Source organism: Kordia sp. (assembly GCF_965283645.1).
GTDB lineage: Bacteria > Bacteroidota > Bacteroidia > Flavobacteriales > Flavobacteriaceae > Kordia.
Genome location: NZ_CBDIPG010000001.1, coordinates 898,651 through 924,889 on the forward strand (window position 1 = coordinate 898,651; position 26,239 = coordinate 924,889).

The 26,239-nt window shown below is 32.6% G+C and carries 25 protein-coding genes and 1 riboswitch; of the genes, 13 read left to right on the plus strand and 12 right to left on the minus strand.

The window, feature by feature from the left end; translation table 11 throughout:
* The first annotated feature begins 88 nt into the window (after positions 1 to 88).
* Together ACQ654_RS03695 and ACQ654_RS03700 are read left to right on the plus strand one after the other, a co-directional pair.
* Positions 89 to 871 carry a carboxypeptidase-like regulatory domain-containing protein gene (locus tag ACQ654_RS03695; RefSeq protein ID WP_430408964.1) on the plus strand — a complete coding sequence of 261 codons (783 nt, stop codon included), beginning with the start codon at positions 89 to 91 and terminating at the stop codon, positions 869 to 871.
* Positions 872 to 1,065: 194 nt separating this feature from the next.
* On the plus strand, positions 1,066 to 2,706 hold the full coding sequence (locus ACQ654_RS03700) for an alpha-amylase family glycosyl hydrolase (protein ID WP_430408965.1): 1,641 nt from the start codon (positions 1,066 to 1,068) through the stop codon (positions 2,704 to 2,706).
* A 150-nt stretch (positions 2,707 to 2,856) separates the two neighbouring features.
* On the opposite strand, the gene ACQ654_RS03705 is transcribed toward ACQ654_RS03700, so the two are convergent.
* Positions 2,857 to 3,222 carry a VOC family protein gene (locus ACQ654_RS03705; RefSeq protein ID WP_430408966.1) on the minus strand — a complete coding sequence of 122 codons (366 nt, stop codon included), beginning with the start codon at positions 3,220 to 3,222 and terminating at the stop codon, positions 2,857 to 2,859.
* Between the two features lie 139 nt (positions 3,223 to 3,361).
* On the opposite strand from ACQ654_RS03705, the gene ACQ654_RS03710 reads away from it, so the two are divergent.
* Positions 3,362 to 3,820 (plus strand): DUF1801 domain-containing protein, encoded by a 459-nt coding sequence (locus tag ACQ654_RS03710; RefSeq protein ID WP_430408967.1) that lies wholly within the window; start codon positions 3,362 to 3,364, stop codon positions 3,818 to 3,820.
* 6 nt (positions 3,821 to 3,826) lie between these two features.
* Here the strand turns inward: ACQ654_RS03710 and ACQ654_RS03715 are convergent, their stop codons facing one another.
* Positions 3,827 to 4,477 (minus strand): TrmH family RNA methyltransferase, encoded by a 651-nt coding sequence (locus tag ACQ654_RS03715; protein WP_430412998.1) that lies wholly within the window; start codon positions 4,475 to 4,477, stop codon positions 3,827 to 3,829.
* A gap of 102 nt (positions 4,478 to 4,579) precedes the next feature.
* On the opposite strand from ACQ654_RS03715, the gene ACQ654_RS03720 reads away from it, so the two are divergent.
* Positions 4,580 to 5,776: a tetratricopeptide repeat protein gene (locus ACQ654_RS03720; RefSeq protein ID WP_430408968.1), complete on the plus strand. Its 1,197-nt coding sequence runs from the start codon at positions 4,580 to 4,582 to the stop codon at positions 5,774 to 5,776.
* Complete coding sequence (locus ACQ654_RS03725; protein WP_430408969.1) at positions 5,758 to 6,444, plus strand: SIR2 family NAD-dependent protein deacylase; 687 nt, start codon at positions 5,758 to 5,760, stop codon at positions 6,442 to 6,444. Before ACQ654_RS03720 ends, ACQ654_RS03725 begins: the two co-directional genes overlap by 19 nt.
* Before the next feature lie 102 nt (positions 6,445 to 6,546).
* Here the strand turns inward: ACQ654_RS03725 and ACQ654_RS03730 are convergent, their stop codons facing one another.
* On the minus strand, positions 6,547 to 7,023 hold the full coding sequence (locus tag ACQ654_RS03730; RefSeq protein ID WP_430408970.1) for a heme-binding domain-containing protein: 477 nt from the start codon (positions 7,021 to 7,023) through the stop codon (positions 6,547 to 6,549).
* A 35-nt stretch (positions 7,024 to 7,058) separates the two neighbouring features.
* Here ACQ654_RS03730 and ACQ654_RS03735 point away from each other — a divergent pair, with 35 nt between their 5' ends.
* The 3 genes from ACQ654_RS03735 to ACQ654_RS03745 all read left to right on the plus strand — a co-directional run bounded on the left by ACQ654_RS03735 (position 7,059) and on the right by ACQ654_RS03745 (position 9,664).
* On the plus strand, positions 7,059 to 7,631 hold the full coding sequence (locus ACQ654_RS03735) for an adenylosuccinate lyase (RefSeq protein WP_430408971.1): 573 nt from the start codon (positions 7,059 to 7,061) through the stop codon (positions 7,629 to 7,631).
* Between the two features lie 83 nt (positions 7,632 to 7,714).
* Positions 7,715 to 9,058: an adenylosuccinate lyase gene (purB, locus tag ACQ654_RS03740; RefSeq protein WP_430408972.1), complete on the plus strand. Its 1,344-nt coding sequence runs from the start codon at positions 7,715 to 7,717 to the stop codon at positions 9,056 to 9,058.
* Positions 9,059 to 9,169: 111 nt separating this feature from the next.
* Positions 9,170 to 9,664: a hypothetical protein gene (locus ACQ654_RS03745; protein ID WP_430408973.1), complete on the plus strand. Its 495-nt coding sequence runs from the start codon at positions 9,170 to 9,172 to the stop codon at positions 9,662 to 9,664.
* A gap of 53 nt (positions 9,665 to 9,717) precedes the next feature.
* Here the strand turns inward: ACQ654_RS03745 and ACQ654_RS03750 are convergent, their stop codons facing one another.
* The 4 genes from ACQ654_RS03750 to ACQ654_RS03765 all read right to left on the minus strand — a co-directional run bounded on the left by ACQ654_RS03750 (position 9,718) and on the right by ACQ654_RS03765 (position 11,839).
* Complete coding sequence (locus ACQ654_RS03750; RefSeq protein ID WP_430408974.1) at positions 9,718 to 10,263, minus strand: DUF4252 domain-containing protein; 546 nt, start codon at positions 10,261 to 10,263, stop codon at positions 9,718 to 9,720.
* 102 nt (positions 10,264 to 10,365) lie between these two features.
* Complete coding sequence (locus ACQ654_RS03755) at positions 10,366 to 10,908, minus strand: DUF4252 domain-containing protein (protein WP_430408975.1); 543 nt, start codon at positions 10,906 to 10,908, stop codon at positions 10,366 to 10,368.
* A 3-nt stretch (positions 10,909 to 10,911) separates the two neighbouring features.
* Positions 10,912 to 11,343 (minus strand): hypothetical protein, encoded by a 432-nt coding sequence (locus ACQ654_RS03760; protein ID WP_430408976.1) that lies wholly within the window; start codon positions 11,341 to 11,343, stop codon positions 10,912 to 10,914.
* Positions 11,330 to 11,839, minus strand: a complete 510-nt coding sequence (locus ACQ654_RS03765; protein WP_430408977.1) for an RNA polymerase sigma factor — start codon at positions 11,837 to 11,839, stop codon at positions 11,330 to 11,332. Before ACQ654_RS03765 ends, ACQ654_RS03760 begins: the two co-directional genes overlap by 14 nt.
* 151 nt (positions 11,840 to 11,990) lie before the next feature.
* Between ACQ654_RS03765 and ACQ654_RS03770 the strand changes: the two genes are divergently transcribed.
* Positions 11,991 to 13,490 (plus strand): S41 family peptidase, encoded by a 1,500-nt coding sequence (locus ACQ654_RS03770; protein ID WP_430408978.1) that lies wholly within the window; start codon positions 11,991 to 11,993, stop codon positions 13,488 to 13,490.
* Between the two features lie 126 nt (positions 13,491 to 13,616).
* Here the strand turns inward: ACQ654_RS03770 and ACQ654_RS03775 are convergent, their stop codons facing one another.
* From ACQ654_RS03775 to ACQ654_RS03785, 3 genes are all read right to left on the minus strand, one after another.
* Positions 13,617 to 15,119 carry a T9SS type A sorting domain-containing protein gene (locus tag ACQ654_RS03775; RefSeq protein ID WP_430408979.1) on the minus strand — a complete coding sequence of 501 codons (1,503 nt, stop codon included), beginning with the start codon at positions 15,117 to 15,119 and terminating at the stop codon, positions 13,617 to 13,619.
* Positions 15,120 to 15,324: 205 nt separating this feature from the next.
* Positions 15,325 to 17,208: a tetratricopeptide repeat protein gene (locus tag ACQ654_RS03780; RefSeq protein ID WP_430408980.1), complete on the minus strand. Its 1,884-nt coding sequence runs from the start codon at positions 17,206 to 17,208 to the stop codon at positions 15,325 to 15,327.
* 107 nt (positions 17,209 to 17,315) lie between these two features.
* Entirely contained in the window at positions 17,316 to 18,551 is a 1,236-nt protein-coding gene (locus ACQ654_RS03785) for a beta-1,3-glucanase family protein (protein WP_430408981.1), read from the minus strand.
* Between the two features lie 188 nt (positions 18,552 to 18,739).
* On the opposite strand from ACQ654_RS03785, the gene ACQ654_RS03790 reads away from it, so the two are divergent.
* Positions 18,740 to 19,369, plus strand: a complete 630-nt coding sequence (locus tag ACQ654_RS03790) for a hypothetical protein (RefSeq protein ID WP_430408982.1) — start codon at positions 18,740 to 18,742, stop codon at positions 19,367 to 19,369.
* Between the two features lie 77 nt (positions 19,370 to 19,446).
* Here ACQ654_RS03790 and ACQ654_RS03795 read toward each other — a convergent pair whose 3' ends face one another.
* Complete coding sequence (locus tag ACQ654_RS03795) at positions 19,447 to 21,309, minus strand: TonB-dependent receptor plug domain-containing protein (protein ID WP_430408983.1); 1,863 nt, start codon at positions 21,307 to 21,309, stop codon at positions 19,447 to 19,449.
* 64 nt (positions 21,310 to 21,373) lie between these two features.
* Positions 21,374 to 21,610, minus strand: a riboswitch (cobalamin riboswitch).
* A 72-nt stretch (positions 21,611 to 21,682) separates the two neighbouring features.
* On the opposite strand from ACQ654_RS03795, the gene ACQ654_RS03800 reads away from it, so the two are divergent.
* The 3 genes from ACQ654_RS03800 (at position 21,683) to ACQ654_RS03810 (ending at position 24,881) form a co-directional block, all read left to right on the plus strand.
* A complete protein-coding gene (locus tag ACQ654_RS03800; protein ID WP_430408984.1) occupies positions 21,683 to 22,858 on the plus strand; it encodes an ABC transporter substrate-binding protein in 1,176 nt (391 codons plus the stop codon).
* Positions 22,859 to 23,890: a FecCD family ABC transporter permease gene (locus tag ACQ654_RS03805; protein ID WP_430408985.1), complete on the plus strand. Its 1,032-nt coding sequence runs from the start codon at positions 22,859 to 22,861 to the stop codon at positions 23,888 to 23,890.
* A 271-nt stretch (positions 23,891 to 24,161) separates the two neighbouring features.
* The gene (locus ACQ654_RS03810; protein WP_430408986.1) at positions 24,162 to 24,881 is read left to right on the plus strand and encodes an ABC transporter ATP-binding protein; all 720 of its coding nucleotides are present in this window, start codon (positions 24,162 to 24,164) and stop codon (positions 24,879 to 24,881) included.
* Between the two features lie 1,144 nt (positions 24,882 to 26,025).
* Here the strand turns inward: ACQ654_RS03810 and ACQ654_RS03815 are convergent.
* Positions 26,026 to 26,223 carry a hypothetical protein gene (locus ACQ654_RS03815; RefSeq protein WP_430408987.1) on the minus strand — a complete coding sequence of 66 codons (198 nt, stop codon included), beginning with the start codon at positions 26,221 to 26,223 and terminating at the stop codon, positions 26,026 to 26,028.
* Positions 26,224 to 26,239: the final 16 nt, after the last annotated feature.

Here is a 26,239-nt window from a genome sequence, read left to right on the forward strand (position 1 = left end):
AAAGTGCGCTACGGCGCGCTTTTTTTAGTTTTGTTTAGTATTTTTATATAAAATTTAGTCATTTAGGCTAATTTTAAACATTGCATACATGAAAAAGGTACTTACTTTTCTATTATTATTTTTAGCCATCACCTCAATTTCTGCACAAACTGTGCAAAAAGAAAAAAAATTGTATGCTAAAGTTATCAATGACGCGGACGAAAAACCAATGCCAAATGTGCATGTTGTAAATTTAACAACGATAAAAGGTGTTATTACCAATGAAAAAGGAGAATTTGAACTTACTGCAAAAGCAGATGATGAATTATTCTTTTCATTTTTAGGTTTTAAATCGATCAAAGTTCGTGTTACCAATGACATGTTAAAATACAAAGGTTCATCTACAATTCGATTGACAGAACTTGCATACGCCCTTGAAAAAGTAGTACTTACACCATATCAACTAACTGGATATTTAGATATTGATGCGAAAAATGTTCCGATTAGAGCAAATTATCGTTACCGAATTGCCGGACTTTCTTCTGGGTATGAAGCTGGTGGAAATGCGCCTGGAGCAATCTCAACAGTATTAGGAGCCATATTTAATCCTGGTGATTTCTTGCAAAACTTATTTGGTAAAAAGCCAAATCAAATGCGCAAACTGCGTCAAATGAAAGAAGATGATGAAATTAGAAATCTGCTCGCTTCAAAATTTGACCGACAAATGCTTCGCGAATTATTACAGGTAGAGCGTGTAGATATAGACGAAATTCTATCACTCTGTAATTATTCAAAAACCTTCATTACAACTGCAAACGATCTACAAATTTTAGATGCAATTAATGATTGTTATGAAGAATATAAAATCTTAAGCAGACAAAAAAAGAAGTAATTCTTACCTTGAACTTCACTCCTATTTTGTTCAAATTTTCACGCTATAATTTACTTTAACTATTTTAGTTATTAAGAAAATTGTTAACTCAATCGTTGTAGTTACAATTTTTTAACGGAATCTAAATTTCACGATATGAAAATAGCCTCGTAACCTTTATATTGCAGTAATTCTAACTCAATTCACAACAAAATATGAAGTCATTAGCGTTATTATCTATACTATCACTATTTGTTTTTGGATGTAAATCCAATTCTTCCGAAGTTGCCAAAACTACTTCAAAAGAACAACCATTTGTGTGGGAAGCTGCGAATGTATATTTTATGCTTACAGATCGTTTTCACAACGGAAATAAAGAAAATGATGTAGTATATGATAGAACGAATGAACCTGCAAAATTACGTGGTTTCATGGGTGGCGATATGGCAGGAATTACACAAAAAATAAAAGAAGGATATTTTGATGATTTAGGAATCAATGCCATTTGGTTTTCTCCTGTGTTAGAACAAATTCACGATAGTACAGACGAAGGCACAGGAAATACGTATGCTTTTCACGGATATTGGACAAAAGATTGGACAAACTTTGATGCCAATTTTGGAACAGCAACAGACTTTAAAGAATTAGTGGATACAGCGCACGAGCACGGAATTCGAATTCTGATGGATGTTGTAATGAATCATACTGGTCCTGTAACCGAAAAAGATCCTGTTTGGGATAACAATTGGGTTCGGACTGAACCAAGTTGTAGCTATCAAAATTATGCCACTGCTGTAGATTGTACGCTTGTTGAAAACCTTCCAGATGTATTAACAAACCGTGAAGAAGCTTCTGAATTACCTTCTCCATTAGTTGCAAAGTGGAAAGCAGAAGGTCGTTATGAACAAGAAACGAAAGAACTAGACGAATTCTTCCAAAAGACAGGATTGGCAAGAAGTCCAAAAAATTACATCATCAAATGGCTAACCGATTATGTTCGTGAATATGGAGTAGATGGCTACAGAGTTGATACCGTAAAACATGTAGAAGAAGCCGCTTGGAACGCTTTAAACAAACAGGCTAAAATAGCTTTCGCTGAATGGAAAACTGCCAATCCTGAAGCGGTTTTAGATGCTAATGAATTCTTTATGTTGGGCGAATTGTACGGTTACGGAATTGAATCAAAACGTTTCTATGATTTTGGCGATAAAAAAGTAGATTATTACGCGAATGGATTTGACAACTTGATCAATTTTCAATTCAAATATGATGCACAAAAAGATTACGAAAGTATTTTTTCTAAATATGATAGTATTCTACAAAATGAACTAAAAGGAAAAAGCGTGATGAATTATATTAGTTCTCATGATGATGGAGAACCTTTTGATCAAGATAGAACAAAAACTTTTGAAGCCGCTACAAAGTTATTATTAACGCCTGGTATATCACAAATTTATTATGGTGATGAAACAAAACGTTCGTTACGTATTGAAGGTACAAATGGAGATGCTACATTGCGTTCGTTCATGAATTGGTCCGCTATCAATACACTTGAAACAAAAGAATTGCTTACACATTGGCAAAAATTAGGAACATTCCGAAAAGCGCATCCTGCAATTGGTGCTGGAGCACACAAAATGCTTTCAAATAGTCCGTATGTATTCTCAAGAACTTATAAAAAGGACAACGTTGTTGTTGGGTTAGATTTGCCAAAAGGAAAGAAAGAAATTACTGTTAGCAACTTATTTGAAAATGGTTCGACAGTAACAGATCATTATTCTGGAAAAACTGCAACCGTTGAAAATGGAAAAGTTACAATCGATTCTGAGTTTTCAATTGTACTTTTACATTTATAAACAATGTCTTGGGTTTTAGAATCAAATTAATTTTAATTGATCACCAAACATCATTTCGAATGATTTTCAATAGAAAATTGTATCGAGAAAGACCTATAAATAGAATTCGTCAATTTTGAATTAAAAGCATCCTAATTTTATATGCTCAAATCAAGGTTTCGAAAACAAGGCAACTCTGTTTCCTTCTGTATCAATAAAAACTGCCATATAACCAGTTTCAGGAGAAATTTGCGTTTTTCCTTGCACAATAATTCCACCAGCTTTTTGTATAATTTCTAATTCATTCGCAACATCATCAGAAGCAAAATATACCAACGCTCCGTCTGTTTTACTTGGAATGTATGATTCTTGCTTTATCAATGCGCCTGTACAATTTTCAGGTGCCGCTTTTGGTGGAAACCAACCGTACAATACGCCACCAAAATCTTGTACTTTAATGGATACGTTAAAAACAGTTTCATAAAATTTTTGAGCGCGAGCCATGTCTACAACAGGAATTTCAAACCATGCAATCATTTGTTATCGTTTTTAGTTCGTAAAAATTTTAGTTACTTAAAGATACTTTTTATTTTTGATTTTACCCATACTGCATCAAAATCTAGGGCAATTTCATTTTTTTTAGTACTTTTAAAACTCCTAAAAAAACAACCCATTTATGAAATACGAAGCAACAACTGTAGACGCATATATAGCACAACTTCCAGAAGATCGTAAAGAAGTTATTACAAAACTGAGAACAATTCTTCAAGAAAATTTACCTGAAGGTTTTTCTGAACGAATTGGATATAATATGCCTGCTTTTGTAGTTGCACATGACACGTATCCGGATGGTTATCATTGCGATCCAAAATTACCATTGCCTTTTATAAGTTTTGCTTCTCAAAAGAATTTTGTCGCTTTGTATCACATGGGAATTTACGCCAATCCTGAACTTATGGAATGGTTTACAACAGAATATCCAAAACATTGTAAACGCAAGCTAGATATGGGGAAAAGTTGTATTCGATTCAAAAAAATGGACGATATTCCTTATGATTTAATTGCAGAATTGGCAACAAAAATGTCACCTCAAAATTGGATTGACTTGTATGAAGCAAATGTGAAGAAGAAGTAAGTATTACTAATTTTCTTCGTATCGTTTTAAAATATCATCAATACTTTTAATAGACTTTTTGCACCAATCCATTCGTTTTTCAAGATTTTCTTCTTCGGTTAATTGCCAAGAAATGTCTGAGTTACGAAGCAAATTCGTCACATGTTGAATGGTAATTGCCGCCGAAACGGAAATATTCAAGCTTTCCGTAAAACCTACCATCGGAATTTTTAAAAACTCATCGGCTTGCGCTAATACTTCTTCACTCAAACCTTCTGTTTCTTTTCCGAAAAAGAATGCCGCTTTTTGCGTAATGTCAAACTCATGTATATATTGAGAATCTTTGTGTGGCGTTGTCGCAATGATACGATATCCTTGGGCTTTTAACGTATCAATGCAGGTTTGTGTATTACTAAATCGATGAATATCTACCCATTTTTGTGCGCCCATTGCAATTTCTCTGTCCATCTTCTTGCCCAATTGCGCTTCAACCACATGTACATCTTGCAACCCAAAAACATCGCAACTACGCAATACAGCACTTGTATTGTGCAATTGATATACATCTTCAACTGCAACCGTAAAATGTCGTGTGCGTTGTGCTAAAACTTTGGCAAACAAACCTCGTCTACGTTCGGTGAGAAAACCTTCTAAATGCTCCAATAAATCTTTGTCAATCATGCTGCAAAATTATCATAAAAAGATATTCGAGCAAAATAGCAGAAAACATTTGAGATATCTGAGTAATTTCACTAATTTAACCTTAAAAATTATTGCCGAATGAAATACCATGCATTATTGTTGCTCATACTTTGTATGAAAACATCTTTTGCACAAAATCTTGAAGAAATCTCCGTTAATTTTGCTGTAAATGACACGATCAATGATGCGAAAGTTATTGAATTTGCAAATTTGCTACAAACATCTCTCTATGCTCTTGATACTGAATTCTTTTTAACCAATTTCGATTCTGAATCTTTCGCTGCTAAGGTGTTGATGAACGATGAAGAATCTTTACAAAATAAAGATATTCGGACCTTCAACAAAGCATTTACAGATGGTTTTTTAAAGAAATTTGATGTCTTCCCCGTAAAAATAACACAGACTATTGAAAATAAAGCTTCGTATGATGTTGTAAATTATTATTACGATGAACTCGAAAAAAAATACCATCTATTATTTAGAGTTTATTCAGATACTGATGGCTTAAATTATCATGATTATCAATTGAATTATGTAAATAAAAAATTTAAAATAGAAGATATTTACATTTACACAACTGGAGAATACTTAAGTGACACCATCAAACAGTTGTATTTGATTAATTTACCAAAAACTTACTTAGATGATATTGATGTAAACAAAAATAGATTGAATACCATTTTATTTTTTTACAATTATCAGAAATTAATCGCACAAGAAAAATACAAAGAAGCCTATGATGTATTGTCAAATTTAGAAGGTGATATTAAAGAGCAAAAAGTAATTTACATTATGAAAATTCAAGTAGCTTCCGTTATTAGTGAAATTTATTATATGGAAGCTATAGACGAATTATTGAAGAAATTTCCCAACGATCCATCGACACAATTAATGGCTGTTGATTATTATGTAATGTTGAAAAATTACAATGCTACAATGGCTTCTTTACAAGCGTTAGAAATTGCTACAAGTGATACGTTTATTGAATATATACGTGGAAATTTAGCTTGGGAATTCAATGATTATGAAGGTGCTGAAAAAGCATACAAAGCTACCATGAAGGAATATCCAGATTTTGAAGCTGCCCGATTGAATTTATTATATATGTATGATGAAGCGAAACTGTTTGAAGCTTGTATTGAAATGCTTGATACATTTGTTGCCAACGGTTTTTATACCAAACAAGATTTGATTAATTTTATTGATGATACAAAAAACGAATTGAAAAATATACCAACTGCTGAACTTTATAAACAATGGAAAGAAAAAAAATAGTTGTACTAACAGGCGCTGGAATTAGTGCTGAAAGCGGCATTAAAACGTTTCGTGATGCGGACGGATTGTGGGAAGGACACGATGTTATGGAAGTTGCTACACCAAATGGTTTTGACAAAAATCCTGCATTGGTCCTTGATTTTTACAATCAGCGAAGACAACAATTGAAAAATGTACATCCAAATGAAGGTCACAAAGCTTTGGTACAATTAGAAGAAAAATATGACGTTGTAATTATTACGCAAAACGTAGATAATTTACATGAACGCGCAGGAAGTTCAGAAATAATTCATTTGCACGGTGAACTTGTAAAATCGAGAAGTACAAAAGTACCGTTTAAAATCTATGATTGTACAGAAAATATTGTGTTAGGTGATTTGTGTGAAAATGGTGCGCAATTGCGTCCACATATTGTATGGTTTGGTGAAGACGTACCAATGATACAAATGGCTGTAGAAGAATGCTACAAAGCTGATATTTTGATTATTATAGGAACATCTATGCAAGTATATCCAGCGGCAAGCCTGATTGATTATGTCCCTCAACACACAAAAGTATATTTTATAGATCCAAAACCTGCATTACCAACTAATTATCATAGAGATGTAACAGTTGTTGCAGAGAAAGGATCAATTGGTGTTCCGAAAGTTGTTGCTGAGTTGATGTAACAAGATTCTCAACTATGCTCAACTTGACATTGAAACACTATATATGTTTTTTGTTGATCTAAAAACTGCAAAACTAGGCTTAAAACTCTTACTTCTAAATACTTACTGCGGTTGCTTCTCTCCTATTGATAATATAGCTCTCGCATCTGTAACCCAATCCGCTAATTCTTTAATTTGTGCTTCGGTTAGTTTTGCGTCACCATGTATCCAAGTATACGATGAAATTGGCATATGGCCTTCTTCAACTTCTTCAATAATTTCTTCTAATTTATGATCTTTTCTTTTTGTTGAATACGTACTCCATTCTGAGAAGTTTAATTCTTCTTTTCCGTGCTTTACATGATCTGCCAGCCAATACGAAACTGGTTCTACATTACTATACCAAGGATAACGCGTATTGCTTGAATGACAGTCATAGCAAGCAACTTTTAACGTTTGTTGTACAGAAGCTGGCGGATTCGTTTCTGTTAAAAATGGTTGTAAATCAGCCACATCACCTATATTTTTTTCTGGTCCGAAAAATTGTAAAATTATCAATATAAATAATGCAAAAACTGCTATTTTTTTGAGTATCTTCATGTCGTTATTCTTAAGCAGTCTAAATTATAAAAACAATGACGTTTGCACAACTTTATTCGGAATTAAATTATGTAAATCATTCTCGTGAGAAGCGAAACTATTATGCACAAATTGTTTTAAACAATCCGGAATTACTTCCAACCTTACTTGAAGTTGTGTTTACTGTTGATGATAAAATTTCGGCAAGAGCCGCATGGTTATTTGAGTTTGTTGCACGTGAAAATTTAGATGCAATTCTTCCATATTTAGATATGTATACAGAAAAAATGCAAACTGTACATTTAGATCCTGCAGTACGACCTATGGCGAAAGTTGCCGAATATTTAATTGAAGCCTATTATCATAAAGTTCCCAATAAAACACAACAAAAATTACAATTACACCATCGTGAAAAAATTACAGAAGCTTGTTTTGATTGGATGATTAGCGATCAAAAAGTAGCTGTAAAAGCCTATTCCATGCGTTCATTATTTTTATTAGGAAAAGAATTCGACTGGATTCACCAAGAATTATTACTAATAATAGAGCGTGATTTTGCATCACAAAGTGCCGCTTTTAAAGCCAGAGGCAGAGATTTGATTAAGCGGATTAAAAAAGGACAACGATAAGTAACTAAAATCTAACGTAATAAATTTTATTTCATAAAACGGAACAAGTATATTTGTCAGCTTAACACAACAACACAACTATAATGACGCTTACACCGCTTAACGCAATTTCTCCTATTGATGGAAGATATCGTACCAAAACTATCGCATTAGCTAATTATTTTAGCGAAGAATCTTTGATTAAATATCGTGTTTTAGTAGAGATTGAATATTTTATTGCTTTGTGCAATATACCTTTACCGCAACTAGAAAGTTTTGATGCTTCATTATTTGACGATTTACGCAGTATTTATGAAAACTTTACTTCTGAAGACGCACAGGCAATTAAAGACATTGAAAAAGTAACAAATCATGATGTAAAAGCAGTTGAATATTTCATTAAAGAGAAATTTGACGCGCTTGAAATTTCACAATATAAAGAGTTTATTCACTTCGGATTAACGTCTCAAGATATTAACAATACTGCCATTCCGCTTTCTATTAAAGAAGCGTTGCAAGATGTGTATCTTCCAGAATTGGTCAGTGTTTTGGAAAAATTGAAAGAATTGGCAACTGAATGGTCAGCTATTTCAATGTTAGCCCGAACGCACGGACAGCCAGCTTCGCCAACACGTTTAGGAAAAGAAATTGAAGTATTTATTACGCGTATTGAAGCACAAGTTGAATCGATTTCAGGAATTCCACATGCCGCAAAATTTGGTGGTGCTACTGGAAATTTTAACGCTCATAAAGTTGCATATCCAACAATTGATTGGAAAGCGTTTGGAAATGATTTTGTAGAACGAATTTTAGGATTACATCATTCATTCCCTACAACACAAATAGAACATTACGATCATGTTGCAGGAATTTTTGACGGATTGAAACGTATCAATACAATTTTAATTGATTTGGATAGAGATTTCTGGACGTATATTTCTATGGATTATTTTAAGCAGAAAATTAAAGCTGGTGAAGTAGGCTCATCTGCAATGCCACACAAAGTAAATCCGATCGATTTTGAAAATAGTGAAGGAAATTTAGGAATTGCCAACGCAATTTTCACACATTTATCTGCAAAACTACCAATTTCGCGTTTGCAACGTGATTTGACAGATTCTACGGTATTGCGAAATGTTGGTGTTCCCTTTGGACATACAATAATAGGATTTCAATCTACTTTAAAAGGATTGACTAAATTATTATTAAATGCACAAAAATTTGAGCAAGATTTAGAAGATAATTGGGCAGTTGTTGCAGAAGCTATTCAAACTATTTTGCGAAGAGAAAGTTATCCAAATCCGTATGAAGCCTTGAAAGGATTGACTAGAACTAACGAGAAAATAACGCAAAAATCCATTGCAAGTTTCATTGATACATTGGAAGTTTCTGACGCAATTAAATTGGAGTTAAAAAACATTAATCCAACTAATTATACTGGAATTTAAATAAAAGCTAGTTTCCCATTTATTTTTTATTAATTTAGCTGAGTTAATTAAATGTGTAAATAAATGAATGGTTTGAGTATTAAACTAAAGAACACCAAAAAACACGATATCTTGGCTACCAAAGAAAACATAGGAAGATTACAAATTAAAAAGAGAATTTTTAATAAAGCTATCAAATCATACATTCAAGAGAATTATGAGACAGGAGTTCATTTTGGGAGCATGGACAATAATTTAAAAGAGATTTTAAAAGACTTGTCGTTAGATTCTATTATGGATAGCTCCTTAAAGTTATCACTAATTGATGTGAATAAACTGACTACTATTAATGAAAATCAAAATGAGTTTTCAAACTTCGGATTATATGAAAATTTCACATGTACTTTCATCGCGAAAGAAGGTGTAGACTCAAATGAGTTTGTTAAAGGTATGCATAAGCTTGAAACGTCCTTCTTAAATATTTACAATGATCAAGCAGGCAAAGAATTAATAGAAATTGAACATAAAAACCGTATGGCAATAAGAAAAAGAGAAATGCGTGAAATTATATTTTTCGTAATTCTTTTTATTATAGCAATTGCCACTATTTATTTCTTCTCTAAATAATTAAGTATCTATATAAATTGGATAAATGTTTCAGTATACATTTATCCAATTTTTTATTTTGATAACTTTATAAAGTTTGAAAACACTCCTAAATTCATACCGTCAGCGCTAAAATCTTGCGTAGATACAAACTTGTAAAGTTCCATAAATTTATTCATCGTCATATCATCTCCAATGATCCGTGCAACTGCAAAACCGAAGTTTTTATCTGAAAAAAAGATAACAATTTCGTCAATGGAATTTTCATCACCAGTATATTTTATAATACCACGTGACCCAAAACTAACAAGTTCGTGATATTTTGGTTGTTTTAAGATCGATTTTATTTTTTTATTTTCTTCAGAATAATCATCTTTTGTAGTTTCTGATATTCTAAATGCCAATACACTTACGCGTTCAATAGCTTCATAAGCTTCTAATTGCGCTTCATCCATTTCTGAATTGCTTGGTTTTAAAACACTTTTAGGAATACTACTTGAAGAAAAACCGATGTTTTCAGCGTTTGCTAAAATATAGTTTTGTAAGCTATTCTTATCTGAACAACTACTAAAACAAATAAGCAAAACAACTACCGAAATAATTGATTGTATATTTTTCATTTTTTGATTGATTTGATGATTATTTGATGATTGTTTGATGTAAAAAGTAAAAAGCGCATCAATAGACAAATGCTGTTGATGCGCTTAAAATTAGAACGTTATTTAGTTTTTCTTTTTCGCATTCTTTAAGTGTTCTCCACCTGGAATGTCCATTTGACTCGTCAACTTTGAAATTTGATTCAAGTCAATATCTCCTGTTAAAGAAACTACCACTGTATTAATATCAGTTTCGCTGATTTTTACTTTATCCTGAATTCCTGTAATACACATTAGTAACTCTTTTACTTTTGTATCACTACTTCCAGATTTTACATAAAATTTCATACGTGTATTTCCTTCTCTAACAACCATTAATTCTTCTAAATCGTTAGAACGTTTTCCAACCCATCTTTCAATTTCTGCTGCAATTTTTGCATTACTTGTAGCAATAGTTTTAAAACTTGTAATACTATTTACCATTTTCAAAAATTCTTTCGAATCTGGATCGTCTGCATCTAATCCCATTGTTGCAAGCATCTTAAACATTCTTGGTTTTATAGATACGTATGCTACGTCTTCACTATCTGCGTATTTTTCAAAAATACCTTGTCCAAATGTAACTAATGGCAACGCCATTAAGAATACTAAAATTACTATCTTTCTCATGTCTTAATTATTTTGTGTTATAAAAATTTTGTTAGTTGTTTCTGTAAATTGATTTAAATGATTGATGCGACTTGCTCCCGTATTGAAACTTTCGGAAACTAAGGTCATACTTTCTTTGAATTGTGCATATGCTAATGCAGCTTTTTCTCTTTCGAGAGCGTCTGTGTATTGCGTAATTCCAATGGCACTCATGAAGATTAATACAGCGGCAACAGAAATCCATTTTAAATAGTTCTTTCTAGGTTGTAATGGAACGTTTTTTGTGTATTGTTCTTCTTTTAAATTAGCGAAGTGTTGAAACATTGGTTGGTATTCTTGCAAATGCGGCGCCACATTATTTTGCGAAAAATACAACTGTAACTCTTGTTCTTCTTGAACCGTTGTTGATGCTTCAAAATACTTCTCTACTAATTTTTCTATGTTAGCTAATTCCATAGTTGTGTTTTTTTATAAGTTCTTGTCTAACGTATTTTCTTGCTCTTGATAGTGCTACTCTAATTGCTGTTGGACTCATGTTTACTACTTTTGCAATTTCATCAAAATCATATTGCTCTACATCTCTGAGCTGAATAATTATTTTTTGTTGTGCTGGTAGTTCTTCTAAAATCTGATGAACAAAATTTACACTATCTCTTGCTTCTACTTCTTTTTGTAAAGACGTGTGTTCGTCTTTATAATTACTGTGTACTAATTTTAAATTACTTGCTTGTTTTGATTTTAACTTATCCAAACAATAATTTTTAGTCATTGTCATTGCAAAGGCCTCTACATTGTTATACGCTGCAATCTTTGCTTTTTTCGACCATAATTTCAACAACACTTCTTGGGTTGCATCCTCAGCTTCTTCATTAGAAACTAGCAAACGCTTTGCCAATCTGTAGAGTTTATCTTTGAACGGCAATATGATATCTAAAAAATCTGCCTGTTTCATATTATGGTTATTTTTGTTTTTTGATTGCTTATAAGGAAGACGAACGAGTTACAAATTTGTTACAAATAATTTTTATTTTGCAATAATGTAGCTATTTTTAGTGTTTATTAGTAAACCCACAAGTTAAGATATTACTATGATGAAGAAAATTATGAATATAAAAAAATTGCTCTTCTTATTTGTTGCCGCTTCAGTTATTGCTGTAAGTTGTACAGATCAAGATGATAATCTGTTTAGCGTACCTGCCGATTTAGAAGTACAAGATTTTGTATGGAAAGGGTTAAACCTTTGGTATTTTTGGCAAGGTGAAGTTACAGATTTGGCAGATAGCAAATTAGATAATAGCGAAGATTACATCTCATTTTTAAACAGTTTCCCAAATCCTGCAGATTTATTTGAACATTTACGTGATCCAGATGATCGTTTTAGTGTAATTGTAAGTGATTATGATCAACTGCAAGCTTCTCAACAAGGAAACTCAGATTCTAATGGTGTTGATATTAGTTACATCTTCCTAAATAGTGGAAGTCCAGAAGTAATTGGATATGTACGTTATATTATACCAAACTCAGACGCAGACGGAAAAGATATTCGTCGTGGAGATATTGTGTATGGTGTAAATGGACAAAGTTTATTTTTCAACTCTGAAACAGATAATAATTTAAATTTACTCGATCCTACAAATTATACCTTCAACTTAGCTGACTTAACCGTTACTAATGGAGTTCGATCTATTGCACCAAATGGACGAAATATTGATTTAACAAAAACAAACATTACTGAAAATCCAATACTGATTGCTTCTACAATTGATGTTGGACCAAAAAAAGTTGGATATTTAATGTACAATCAATTCATTTCTACTTTCGACGCACAATTAAATGGTGCGTTTGCAACTTTTCAAGCAGAAGGTGTTACTGAATTGGTATTAGATTTTCGTTACAATCCAGGAGGATTTGTAAGTACGGCTATTGCTTTAGGAAGTATGGTAACTGGTCAGTTTGAAGGACAATTATTTACAAAATTTCGTTACAATGATAAAATTCAGCCACAATTAACAGATGCACAAGAAAATAGATATTTTGTAAATGCAATTAGTACTGGAGCCGCTATAAATAGTTTAGGATTAACGAAAGTATATGTAATTACAACAGGAAGCACCGCTTCCGCTAGTGAATTGATAATTAACTCTTTAGAACCATATATTGATGTAATACAGGTAGGAACAACGTCTAGAGGAAAAAATGAAGCTTCTGTTTCTTTATACGATTCACCTTCATGGACATTTGGAGATGCACAGTTAAACCCAAATCACAAATGGGCAATGCAACCTTTAGTTTCTCGATTGGAAAATAGTGCCGGTTTTTCTGATTATACTGATGGGTTAAACCCAGATATTGTTCTCGCAGAAGATTTAACAAATTTAGGTATTCTTGGTGATGAAACTGAGCCATTATTAGCAGCCGCACTTACTGATATTGCAAACGCAGGAAGACCTTCAGGTTTAGATAGCTTTAAAATTGTGCCAATAGACTTTATTACAGATTCTAAGTTGCGTACCATTACTGCTGATCGTATGTATATCGATTTAAAAGTTGGTAAAAACGATGACGCTTTACAAAATCATAAATTAATTATTCCACAAGAATAATTACACACTATATCTTATACAAAAAAGCTCCTTTATCTAAGGAGCTTTTTTTTACAATAAGGAATCAAAAATTCAAGAACTACAACCTCTTTTGCGAATTATTTAAGTACAAATTTTAGCAAGATATTATTGCTTTATTATTTTTCGTACGACTGTTTCCTTATTGCTTTTCAACGCTAACATGTACATTCCATTTTGAAAATTGGACAAATCAATGGTCGTTTCTGTAAAAGAAGCTACTTTTTCATATACCATTCTTCCAGATACATCATATAATTTAAGAGATGTAATGTGCTTGTTATTTGTGCTTGAAATGGCTAAATAATCCGTTACAGGATTTGGGTATGCAACCAACGTAGTATTCATTTCTGAACCTTGTACGCTTAATAGTGAACTATCTACAAACACGCTGACTATTCCTGCATTAGGATTACTATTTATAGGATTTGTGGCATTAAACGCGCCAATACCAAAATATGCTCCATTATCACTTAAGCTTACCGAAATACCGGCTAAGTCACCTGCGACATTTGAATTATTAAAAATTCCTGATACAGCATTCCACACATTTCCTGACGTATTTTCATATAAGTATGCTTTTCCAGAACTAGTTCCGTCGCTGTCATTAAAAGGAGCGCCAACAGCTAAAAAGTTACCATCATCACTTAATGCAACTGAAGTTCCAAAACGATCACTATTGCTTTCTCCAACAACACTAGCACTAAACACATATGTATTTGAAGTTCCATTATATTTATATACTCTAACAAACCCTGAACCATTTGCAGGATCATTGGTTTGTGGCGCACTTGCTACTAAAACATTACCGCTATCACTTAATGCGACAGTGGTTCCAAAAGCAAAACTTTCTCCTACTATTGCATCAACAAAAATTTGATTCCAGTTTGATGTGTATTCATATACCTTTACCTGCCCTGAATTTGTTCCGCTTGCGTTACCGTTTGCATCTGAAAAAGGAATTCCGATAGCCAAAAATGTACCATCGTCATTAAAATTTACAGAATTTCCAAATCGATCACCATCTACAATACCATTCAGTGTACTTCCTAATTGTGACCATGATGCGCCGCTATATTCATACACGCGCACTTCTCCTTTTGCTGTATCAACTCCTGAAGCGGCAATCGCAACTTTTGTTCCGTCCGCGCTTAAATCTACAGCATTTCCTAGATTATCGAAATCTGATTGCCCTATAAAATCTGAACCAAGTTGCGTCCAAGTTCCAGCATTGTTTTCATATACACGCGCATATCCTCTTGCAGATCCACTTCCGTCCGCTCTTGGAACGCCAACCGCAATTATTGATCCATCTGCATTAATAGCTACACTACTTCCAAAAAAATTGCCTGTGCTATCGCCAACGATATCACTTCCTACTTGCGTCCAACTGCCCATTGTAAATTCATACACTTGTACTTTTCCAGTATTGGAATTGTGTTGTATAGAACTTATAACTATAAAATCGCCCGAAGCATTCATTGCAGAATTGCCTCCAAACCTATCATTTGTCAATCCGCCTGCATCTGCAATAATATCTCCTTGCAATGCGTATTGCGAAAACCCCAATATAGGAATCATTAAAATGTAAAAGAGTACTGTTTTTTTCATGAAATTTGTTTTAATTGTTAGTAAAAAATAGTGTCATCATATCTTTTAAAATTTAGAGATATGAATATCTGATATTGTTTTACAAAACAAGACTAAAATTGATTTCGCGAAAAGTTTTGACCGTCTACAAATGGTCTACAGGTGGCTATAAATGCCTATAAATAGTGAGATTTAGTGTTTTCACCCAGTTACATTAGTATTTTTACTACAAGGTAAATAGAAAGTTTTTTAAATCATCTTCTTTGTTCAGATTCAGTTTTTTCTTGAGTCTGTATCGATGCATTTTTACACTTTTGGGTTCTATATTTGTTAAGATTGATACTTCTTTGCTAGACAAATTCATACGTATGTATGCACATGATTTTAAATCATTATTTGTCAAGTTTGGAAATTTAGTGTTGAGTACTTTGAAGAAATTGGGATGCACACTAGTAAAATGTTTTTGAAACGTGGACCAATTAGCATCTAAATTTAATCCGTGTTTTACTAAATCTTCAAGTTCGTTAATTACATTCGATTTTGGAATAGCGGCATCTTTGAGTGCGTTTAGTTTGTTTCCTAAATTTAGGAGCAATTCATTTTTTTGAAAAGAATTCATTGTTACAGAACTTAATTCTACCGCTTTTAACTCTAATTCCTTTTTTTGAAGCGCTACTTCTAGGTTTGCAGCCTTTTTTTCTTTTTCGAACAAGTCTTCTTTGAGTTTGAATCCTTTTCGTTTTATTTTATATCTATTGTATAAGAGTAATAGCGTGATGATGAGTAATACTGAAAAAACAATTGCCCAATTTCTATATAATTTTGAAACTGCAATATCTTTGTCTTTTTGTACCGTTTCTGTTTTTAAGATTTGTATTTCTTTCGCTTTCTTCTCAGCTTCGTATTGCTCTTGGTAAAAAGCTACTTTTTCAGATACATCTTTATTGAATAAACTATCTTTCGTTGTTATATACCTATTAAAATTATCATGTGATAGTTCATATTGTTTTAATTGAAAATAAGTATCTGTCAATCCTCTATGCGCTTCAACACGATATGGCAAAGAACCCGATTTCTCTGCGGCATCTTTTGCTTTACTGTAATATTCTTTTGCTTTTTGATACTTTTTTTGTTTGTATTGAAATCCACCTAAATTGATAAACGTCATTGCGGCATTTTCAACATCTCCGATACGCACAAATAAATCATTTGCTTTGGTATAATAGTCAATGGCTTCTTCTGTTTTTTTCTCAGAAGCATTTATGTTTCCTAAGTTTGAATATGCACCAGCCAATCCTCTTTTGTCTCCAATTTTTAATGCAAATTCTAAATAGTTTTGATAATAGGTTTTTGCTTGAGTATAATCCTCTTTTTCATAATAAATAGTTGCTATATTATTGATTGAACTCGCTATTAATCGTGGATTTTTTAGTTTTTTTCGATATTCGTAAGATTCTTCCAAATAGGACAATGCTTTATCATAATCATCTAAGTTTTTATATAATAATCCGATACCATTTAGTGCATCTGAAGTTTCTTTTTGCAATTCATACGACTTGTATATTGACAAGGCTTTAAAATAAAAATCCAATGCTTTTTGATATGCTCCTTTATGCCTGTATAATGATGCTAAGTTATTATATGATTTTGCTATCGACGTAGAATCGTTTACTTTGATACGATAATCTAATGCTTTTGCATAATTTGCCAAACTAGAGTCTATAACGCCAAGTCGCTGATACAAAACGCCTAAATTGTTATATGCATCTCCTTTTTTCTTAAAATTAGTAGGTGAAATTAATTCCAATGATTTAGACCAATATACCTTTGTACTATCATATTTTCTGGTATAAAAATATGCTGTTCCTAAATTTTTATAAGAATCGATAAGTCCGTTAGTATAGTTCAGTTGTTCACTTAAGGCAATTGCTTCTGGCAGGTATTTAAATGCCAATCGAATATTTTTACCAAAATTCTTTCTACTAACATCGTTCAGAAAAACCACTTTGGTCGTATCATTTTTCATTGATTGTAATTTCAAATTGAGACTGTCAACTTGTGCATACATTTGAAATGATAGAACTAAAATAAGTAAAGTAACTTTTTTCATAGTGGTAGCTTATTTATAAAAAAATTATTCTGAAATAACTCCAAACAAGATATAAAAAAAACGCTTCTAATTTCTTAGGAGCGTTTTTTTTATGCAATCTATAGCTATTAATTAATTTTCTGAATGGTCACTATTGCGCCTGTTGCATTTCTATCTGACAAAGTAGAATCACTTTGTGTAACATCATCAAAAGCAAAAGCGTAATCATCACTATCAATAGCATTTTCATGAATGTATTTTGAATATACATTGTAACAATCCAATATACTTCCGTCTTCTAATTTCATTGTATTTGTATAAAAAACATTTTCCTTTTTGTATGTTTTCCAGTTTTTATCTTGTGTTCTTGTTGTTGGTGGCATTAAATACAATACAGCATCTTTGATGCTTGGATGCGCTAAAATTCCAACATTAAAAGCAGCTCCTAAGTTTTTAGCAGGAACCGATTGTGGCGTTTTATTCGGTGCCGCAAACAAATTTTCACAACCAAAAACACTTCCTTTTATCTGGTTGCTTCCTGTTGGCTTTTCAAACGAAATACTAGGTAGTTTTCCGCTTCCGCCTTTTTCTGAGAATACAAACTTGCCGCCTGTTACAATTCCTTCAAAAATAACATCTTGATAGCCTGGATTAAATTCTGCAATTTCAGACATATCAACTTGAACTGATTTTCCCTTTCCTTCGGCATAATATTCCCAAACAGCATCTACATAGTTTTGAAAGCTAGAAGCATCAAAATTATTATCAATTACATCTGGTAAATTTACCAATGCTTTATTTGGCGCTATAATTCTTATGACGTCTTTACCTTCTGGCTTCTGTCTAATTTTTGTCCAATGTCCATCAAGTCCATCTTTAAACGATTTGAAAATTTCTTGTCTGCTTTTCGCAAATCCTTTTGGACCATTTGTCGTTCCGTTTGGTAGTTTTTCTTGTAATTGTAAAGGAACGCAGAAGAAATCTACATTCGTAATGTCAATAAACGGAAATCCATCTTTTGGTAAAAATGAAATTTCAAATTTATCATATATCACATTAAAACTTGGATCTAAAGGATTTCCAATATTTGGTGGCGAAATATCATCGGCAAATTTTAATGCACTTCCAAATGAAAGATATACAATACCTGAATCAATATTAGGCATATGAATGATTCCGTCTGTAAGATCACTTAATTTTACAGCTATAGCCGTATTACTCCAAGCTTTAGAAGTTATATCATAAAATTGTTGCTTTTTATTCTCTGCAATAGAAGCATTCATTCCTTTAATTGTAATATATATTTCTTCATCTGATCCTGAATTATTTACAATTGTTATTGGAAATGGATTTGGGCTACTCATCTGTAATATGGTTTAAAAGTTAGAACGACAAGTTACCGTAACTATTTTAAACAACGCAACGTAGTTATACGTAATTACTAAATATTAAAAAATCACACAAATAGGTGATGTAAAATGCTATAATTATGTGTTTTACAATCAGTAATGTAGCTTTAATTTTGACGTATTAATCATTAAAAATTTAAACTATGAAACATACAAATGATTTAATTATCGTTCATTTCCAAGAAGGCTTTTTTGACAATACGAATCAAGACATTAAAAGTACAGTACTATCTACATTAACTCCAATGGTGAAAAATGCAATCAAAGCAAACATGCATGTTAGTTTTTGGGAAGATGTAACAAGTAGTGATCCAACATCAATTATTGATCTTTCATCTTTCAATAAAAAAGTAAGTCGTGAGGATGCACCTGGTGGAGTGAACAAATCGTACATAGTACATGGAGCCGAAATAACCTTAACAGGTGGTTGGTTTGGCGCTTGTATCAAAAATGCTATACGAAGTATTTTGTTAGCATTTTTTAAGAATAAAGAACTCATCAAAACTGGTGAACTTACCATACGCATGCCTTCAAAAGCAGTATATGATGAAAATGAATTGTTAGCTGATATGTCAGATGCTAATATTGGACTCGATATTGTAGACGCGCTTGAAAGATCTGCTGTACTAAATCAATTAGAAGTAAGAGAAAGAGGTTTACAAGTACGAATTGCCAAAAGTAAAACACAAGAAACCATTTTAGAAAAAATTCTTGTAGCAGTACCACATAAACCAACATTACAGATTTTTGATGTCGTTTTCTTGATAGATTGATTTTATGTATTCTTATAAAATTAAAAAAGCCATTGGTTTCCCAATGGCTTTAGTCGACTTATTGTATTAAATAAACGTTACAGGTTCAAAGAAAAACCAACGCGAACGTTTGTTCCTCTTGTAGTAAATCCTGTAATTTCTGTATATGCTGAATTAAAGATGTTTGAAACGGCTAAGAATCCGCTTAAACGCTTGCTAAACTTATGGTTTACGTTTGCGCCAATTAAGCTAAATGATTCTAAAGTTACATCTTCAAAAGTTGCAAAGTTTGTATCTAAACGTTCAGATGTAAATTGGTAAGATACAGCAGCATTTGTTTTTTGTGTAAATGCATATCCAACATTTAGGTTTGCTTTGTGCTTTGGAATACGCAATACTTTTACATCTTTCTTTTCTGTAAATGTATAGTTTGCATCAATTGTTAAGTTTTCAATTGGTGTTGTAGCTACTTCAAATTCGAAACCATTTACTGTAAAATCCTGACTTACATTTTGATATTCTCCAGCAAAAGTTGTAAAATCAGTCACTACATAATCAATAAAGTTTTGCTCGTCTCTGTTAAAATATACGGCGCTTGCACGAAATTTTTCAGACAACTTCACTTCTACTCCACCTTCTAAAGTTGTATTTTCTTCAGGTTCTAAGTTTGGATTTGGTCCAAAATTTCCAAATAATTGCGATAATGAAGGTGCAATAAATGAAGTACTGTACGAAGCAAATGCTTTTACATATCCTTTTTGGAATGGCATACGATACGACGGATTAAAATTGTATGTAAAGTGACTTCCATATTCACTATGGTTGTTCATTCGCGCTCCAGCGTTAACATTCAATCCAAAGTCAGAAACATACACAACATTTACATACGGATCTACAATAGAAGAAGATTGTTCTTCTGTAAATACCGTTTGATTGTCAATATAATTTACACCAACAACTGTGTAAAATTTGTTGTTGAAGTTATATTTATTAAAGATATCTACTGCAATTGTTTCAGCTTCAAAAGTTGATGGGAAACTTGATCTAAATGTACGATCAATAGAAGTATATGCCGCATTTAACGTAACACTACCATTTTTATACGTGTACTTTGGTGCAACTCCAAAACGATATTGTTCACTTTCCGATTGAAAGTTTGCATCTTCTATAGGAAATGAGTTATCAAAATCGTTTTTAAATTTGTCTAATGTTCCGTAAATACTAGCTTCAAAAGCATTAGAAAATTTATATCCAACTTTTACATTTGTATTTATTCTTGAAAAAGGATCACTTTCTTCTCCAATTACGGCCGATAAACCATCTGTACTTTGATGTCCAAAACCAACTACATAAGATAGTTTATCAACAGTTCCGTCAATACGAGCGCTGTTTGAAAAATCGTTAATATTATAGTTTGAATCGTCTTGCGATTGGTTGGTTCCGAAAGAACTGTTTATTGTCAACGCAATATCATTTTCAGATGCTTTTTTCGTTGTGATATTAATTACCGCTGTTGCCGCACCACTTCCGTACAACGTACTTGAAGCTCCTTTAATAATTTCAATCGATTCAATTCTGTCTAAAGAAATTAAACGTAAATCAAAATCGTTGGCAATAGAAGAAGGATCGTTTACTTGAATTCCGTCAATTAAAATTAATACTTGGCGGTTGTTTCCTCCACGTACAAAATAACTTAGATTTTGTCCTGCGTTACTTCTACTTCCTAAAATTTCAATTCCACTTTTGGTATTGATTACCTCAGCAATCGTTTTTCCTTGGTTTCTTGCAATTTCTTCACTTGAGATAGAAATTACCGTTTTTCCAGAGTTTTCACGTTTCAATGCGTGACGTGAATCTGAAATGACAACTTCATCAAGTTGTTCTTTTTCGTCTTGTTGTTGTGCAAATACAGAAGTACAAGCCAATAACAAAGCACTAACAGATAGTACTGTTTTTTTCATTTGTTTTCGTTTTATGGGAAAAAGTATGGGTTTCCATACGCAAACTCTTATCCCGAAAGTTTGACATTAATTGCGAAATGTGGCAGGTCTCCTGACTTACAATTTGCTATATACCTTCCCGAATACTCAGTGGTCATGTAGTTATAACAACTCATTGTTGAAATGAGGTACTGAAAATGTTCAGCACATGTTTACAGTTGCGGGAACAGTTCAAGACTGAAGGAATGTTTCCTTTTCACTTGATTCCCTTTTAATTCGCACATACAAACGTATGTTTGAAACCAAAATTCGGCGCAAAAATAAACATTCTTTAGAATCTATCTACTAAAAGATGAAATAATATTACTTTTGAAAAAAACTAGCGAAACCATTTATGCAATCTTTCAAATCTATTTTTTGTCTTCTTATTATACTTTGTACATTTACTTTTTCGTGTAAAACGGAGAAAAAAGAAGCGCCACAAGAATCATTACCTACAACGCAAACACCTGAAAAAGAGCAGGGAAAATTAAAATATGCCAAGAAATTTTCCATTGAAAAAAATGGAGATATTACAGTCATTACTGTTTTTTCGCCTTGGCCAGATGCTGATAAAAATTTTACGTATGCGCTGATTCCAAGAGAAAAAGCCGCTGCAATTACGCTCCCACGTGATGTGTATGATGCAATTATTCTGACTCCTATTGAACGTGTTGTAGTAACTTCAACAACACATATTCCAACATTGGAAATGCTTGAAGTTGAACATGCGCTGGTTGGTTTTCCAGATACAGATTATATTTCTTCTAAAAAAACACGTGCTTTAATTGATGCAGGAAAGATTAAAGATATTGGTCAGAATGATGAAATTAATATGGAATTGTTACTGGATTTACAACCAGAATTAGTCATTGGATTTTCGATCAACAATTCAAATCCTACGTATAAAAAAATTGAAGATTTAGATATTCCTGTAGTGTATAATGGCGATTGGACAGAGGGAACGCCACTTGGAAGAGCAGAATGGATACAGTTTTTCGCACCATTTTTTCATAAAGAAGCCAAAGCTACAGAAGTATTCAATACGATTGAAAAAAACTATATAGAAGCAAAACAACTCGCAGAAAAAGCTACAAAAAAACCAACGGTTTTGGCTGGTGCCATGTATAAAGATATTTGGTATTTGCCTGCTGGCGAAAGTTTTCAGGCACAGTATTTAAAAGATGCCAATGCAACTTATATTTGGGAAGACTCTGAAGGCACAGGAAGTTTATCGCTCAGTATTGAAAGTGTGTTAGACAAAGCTGCCGATGCTGCTATTTGGATTGGTCCAGCACGTTTTAAAACCTATGAAGACATGGAAAAAGCTAGTAAAATGTATACTAAGTTTGCTCCGTTTATAAACAAAAAAATATATTCTACAGCAAATACTCTTGGAAAAACTGGCGGAACTATGTATTACGAATTAGCGCCAACACGACCAGATATTGTGTTAAAAGATATCATTAAGGCAATTCATCCAGAAGTGTTGCCAAATTATAAACCTTACTTTTTTAAACCTTTATTATAATTGCCAAATCAATCGTCATATAGCGTTACGTTTATCATACTTAGCTTAGTATTGATCAGTTGTTTTCTGATGAATATTAGCTTAGGTTCGGTTGCAATTCCGTTAAAAGGAATTTTTGCGGCGTTTACAGGTGGCGAAATTGATAAAGAAACCTGGCGAATTACTATTTTGAGTATTCGGTTACCAAAAGCTATTGCGGCAATTTTAGTTGGTTTTGGATTGTCATTAAGCGGTTTGTTGATGCAAACATTATTCAGAAATCCACTTTCTGGACCTTTTGTGTTAGGATTGAGTTCTGGTGCAAGTTTGGGCGTTGCTTTGTTAATTATGGGCGCATCCGTATTTGGTGGTTTTTTAGGAACACTTTTACTATCAAGTTATAGTTTGGTAATTGCGGCAAGTATTGGCAGTTTCTTGGTTTTGTTGACGGTTATGGCGGTTTCGTATCGTGTAAAAGATACGATGTCAATTTTAATTATCGGATTGATGTTTGGAAGTATTACAGGTGCAATTGTAAGTGTACTAACCTATTTTAGTGATGCTGACGAATTGAAACAATTTATGATGTGGACACTTGGTTCCTTAGGGAATTTAGATGCGCAAGAGTTGAGCATTTTAACATTTTTAGTGGTTTTAGGAATTGGCTTAAGTGTTTGGGCTATTAAATCCTTAGATGCTTTTTTATTGGGTGAAAATTATGCCAGAAGTTTGGGTGTAAATATTAATAAATCGCGATTGCTTGTTATTATCGCAACCAGTTTAATGGCTGGAAGTTGTACAGCTTTTGTTGGACCAATTGCTTTTATTGGTTTGGCAGTTCCGCATATTACACGATTGTTTTTTAATACAACAAATCATCGAATTTTAGTGCCAAGCGTCTGTTTAATTGGTGGAATTTTAATGTTGGTTTGTGATAGTATTGCACAAGTTCCATTTAGTGAAATTACACTTCCTATCAACGCGATTACGTCTATTATTGGCGCACCAGTTGTGATTTGGTTGTTGGTGAGAAAACGGAAGATGATTTTTTAGACTTGTTCACGCGTAGGCGGGAATCTCTTAGATTTTTAGATTCGCTTCACTGTTGGATGTTAGGTCGCTTTGCTTTTGGGTTTTGAGTTGCTTCACTGTTTGGTTGATTGGATTTCTCACGCATGACAGAAAACCAAAAACTAGGTCCTAAAAACCATAAAATAACGTACCTTTATCATCTAACTAAAAGCCTATTTCTACAACAAACACATATCCAGTTTTACAAGCTTCAAATCTTTCTATTGGCTATCAAGATAAAGCGAATACTAAAGTGATTGCAGAAGCTATTAATTTTCAAATTTCGAAAGGAAAATTAGTTTCATTGGTTGGCGCAAACGGAATTGGAAAATCTACATTGTTACGAACGTTGGCAAAGATTCAACAACCACTTTCTGGAGAAATATTATTACAAAATAAGTCGCTTCACTCCTATGCTAGCGGCGAATTAGCCAAAGAAATTGGTTTGGTTTTAACAGAACAATTGCCATCTAAGAATTTGACCGTGTTGGAATTAATCGCGCTTGGACGCCAGCCATATACTAATTGGATTGGAAATCTTTCAAATCATGATTATGCTATTATAGAAAATTCTTTAGAGAAGACAAATTTGCACGAGTTGAAACATCGGAAATGTTATACATTAAGTGACGGACAGTTGCAAAAAGTAATGATTGCACGCGCGTTAGCACAAGATACATCTATGATTATTTTGGATGAGCCAACGACACATTTAGATATGTATCATAAAGCATATGTGTTGAATTTACTAAAGAAATTAGCACACGACACACAAAAAACAATGCTATTTTCTACACATGAAATCGATTTGGCAATTCAGTTGTGTGACGAAATGATTGTGATGCATGATGGTAATGTATTTTCAGGAACTCCATGCGAATTGATTGAACAAGGCGTTTTTGAAGCGCTATTTCCTAATGATTTGATTGCTTTTGATGCAACTTCAGGAAGTTTTAGGGTAAAGAACAATTGATATATCTACAAAAGAAAAGCGCCTTATCAAAAGATAAAGCGCTTTATAAAAACTAACCAACCAAATGTAAAACGACTCTATGTACGCAAGTAACCAGCTCTGTGTACTGTCATCATCGTAATACACATTATATAAGACAATTTCCATGCCAAAATGTTACACGTTTCCTTAAAAAAAATCTGACTTTTGTGAAATAATCCCAAAATTGTGTTAATAAAAAAAACACCTCACAAACGTGAAGTGTTTTTTTACTAAACTAACCAACCAAAATGTACTATGACTCTATTTACGTAAGTAACCAGCTCTTTGTAACGTCATCATCATGGTACATATATCATAAACCAACTTCTGTACCAAAATATTGTATTGACTTTTAAATTCTAACAAAACTTTAGCATTTGAAAGCTTCATGATTGCTTTTATGCTAACTCAATTTTACATACAAAAAAACGCTTCACAAGTGTGAAACGTTTTTTTACTAAACTAACCAACCAAAAATTGTATTATAACTCTCTTTACGCAAGTAACCAGCTCTTTGTACGGTCATCATTATAATACACTTTATATAATCCAACTTCCGTGCCAAAATGTTCTGAGTCTTCTTAAAAATAAGTGTGTTTCTGTTAAATATTCAGAAAGTTATGTTAAGTCTATTCATAAATGTAGTAATTGATCGAACAATATATACTTGAGAAGAGTTTTATCGCCTAAAAAAACATAGCAGCATCTACAACTAAAACTACTTCACTGACAACTTTTATACAATTTGGCAGATTTCTAAAAAAAGTCGTAAAATATGATCTCGTTATGCAACTTACAACTCATACGTTCGTCATTCAGACTTCTTAAAGTTGCGTTTCATTAACAAAAAAACGCTTCACAAGCGTGAAACGTTTTTTTACTAAACTAACCAACCAAAAATTGTATTATAACTCTCTATACGCAAGTAACCAGCTCTTTGTACGGTCATCATTATAATACACTTTATATAATTCAACTTCCGTGCCAAAATGAATTTCTAACTATTAAAATTTAGCCAATATCATTACTTTTTGCACAATTTTTATTTTTGGTTAATAATAGCAAGTATTTCATTAAAAACAGCAATACTATCTATGGTTTGTAACGAAATACTTATATACATTTACATATCACAAACAACACAAGAGTTGTAATTACATGTTTTTATTACTGTTACAGGTTCTGTAACAGGATGATCACAAGTCTCTGTTTTACATTCAGCATTAACCCATGTTATTCTTCCTCCAGTTAGTGTTCCTACATGAAGGTTAGAAATTGATTTCTTGTTTAGTTTTAGTGATTTAAAGTTTTGTTTTTTCATAATGTAAATTGTTATA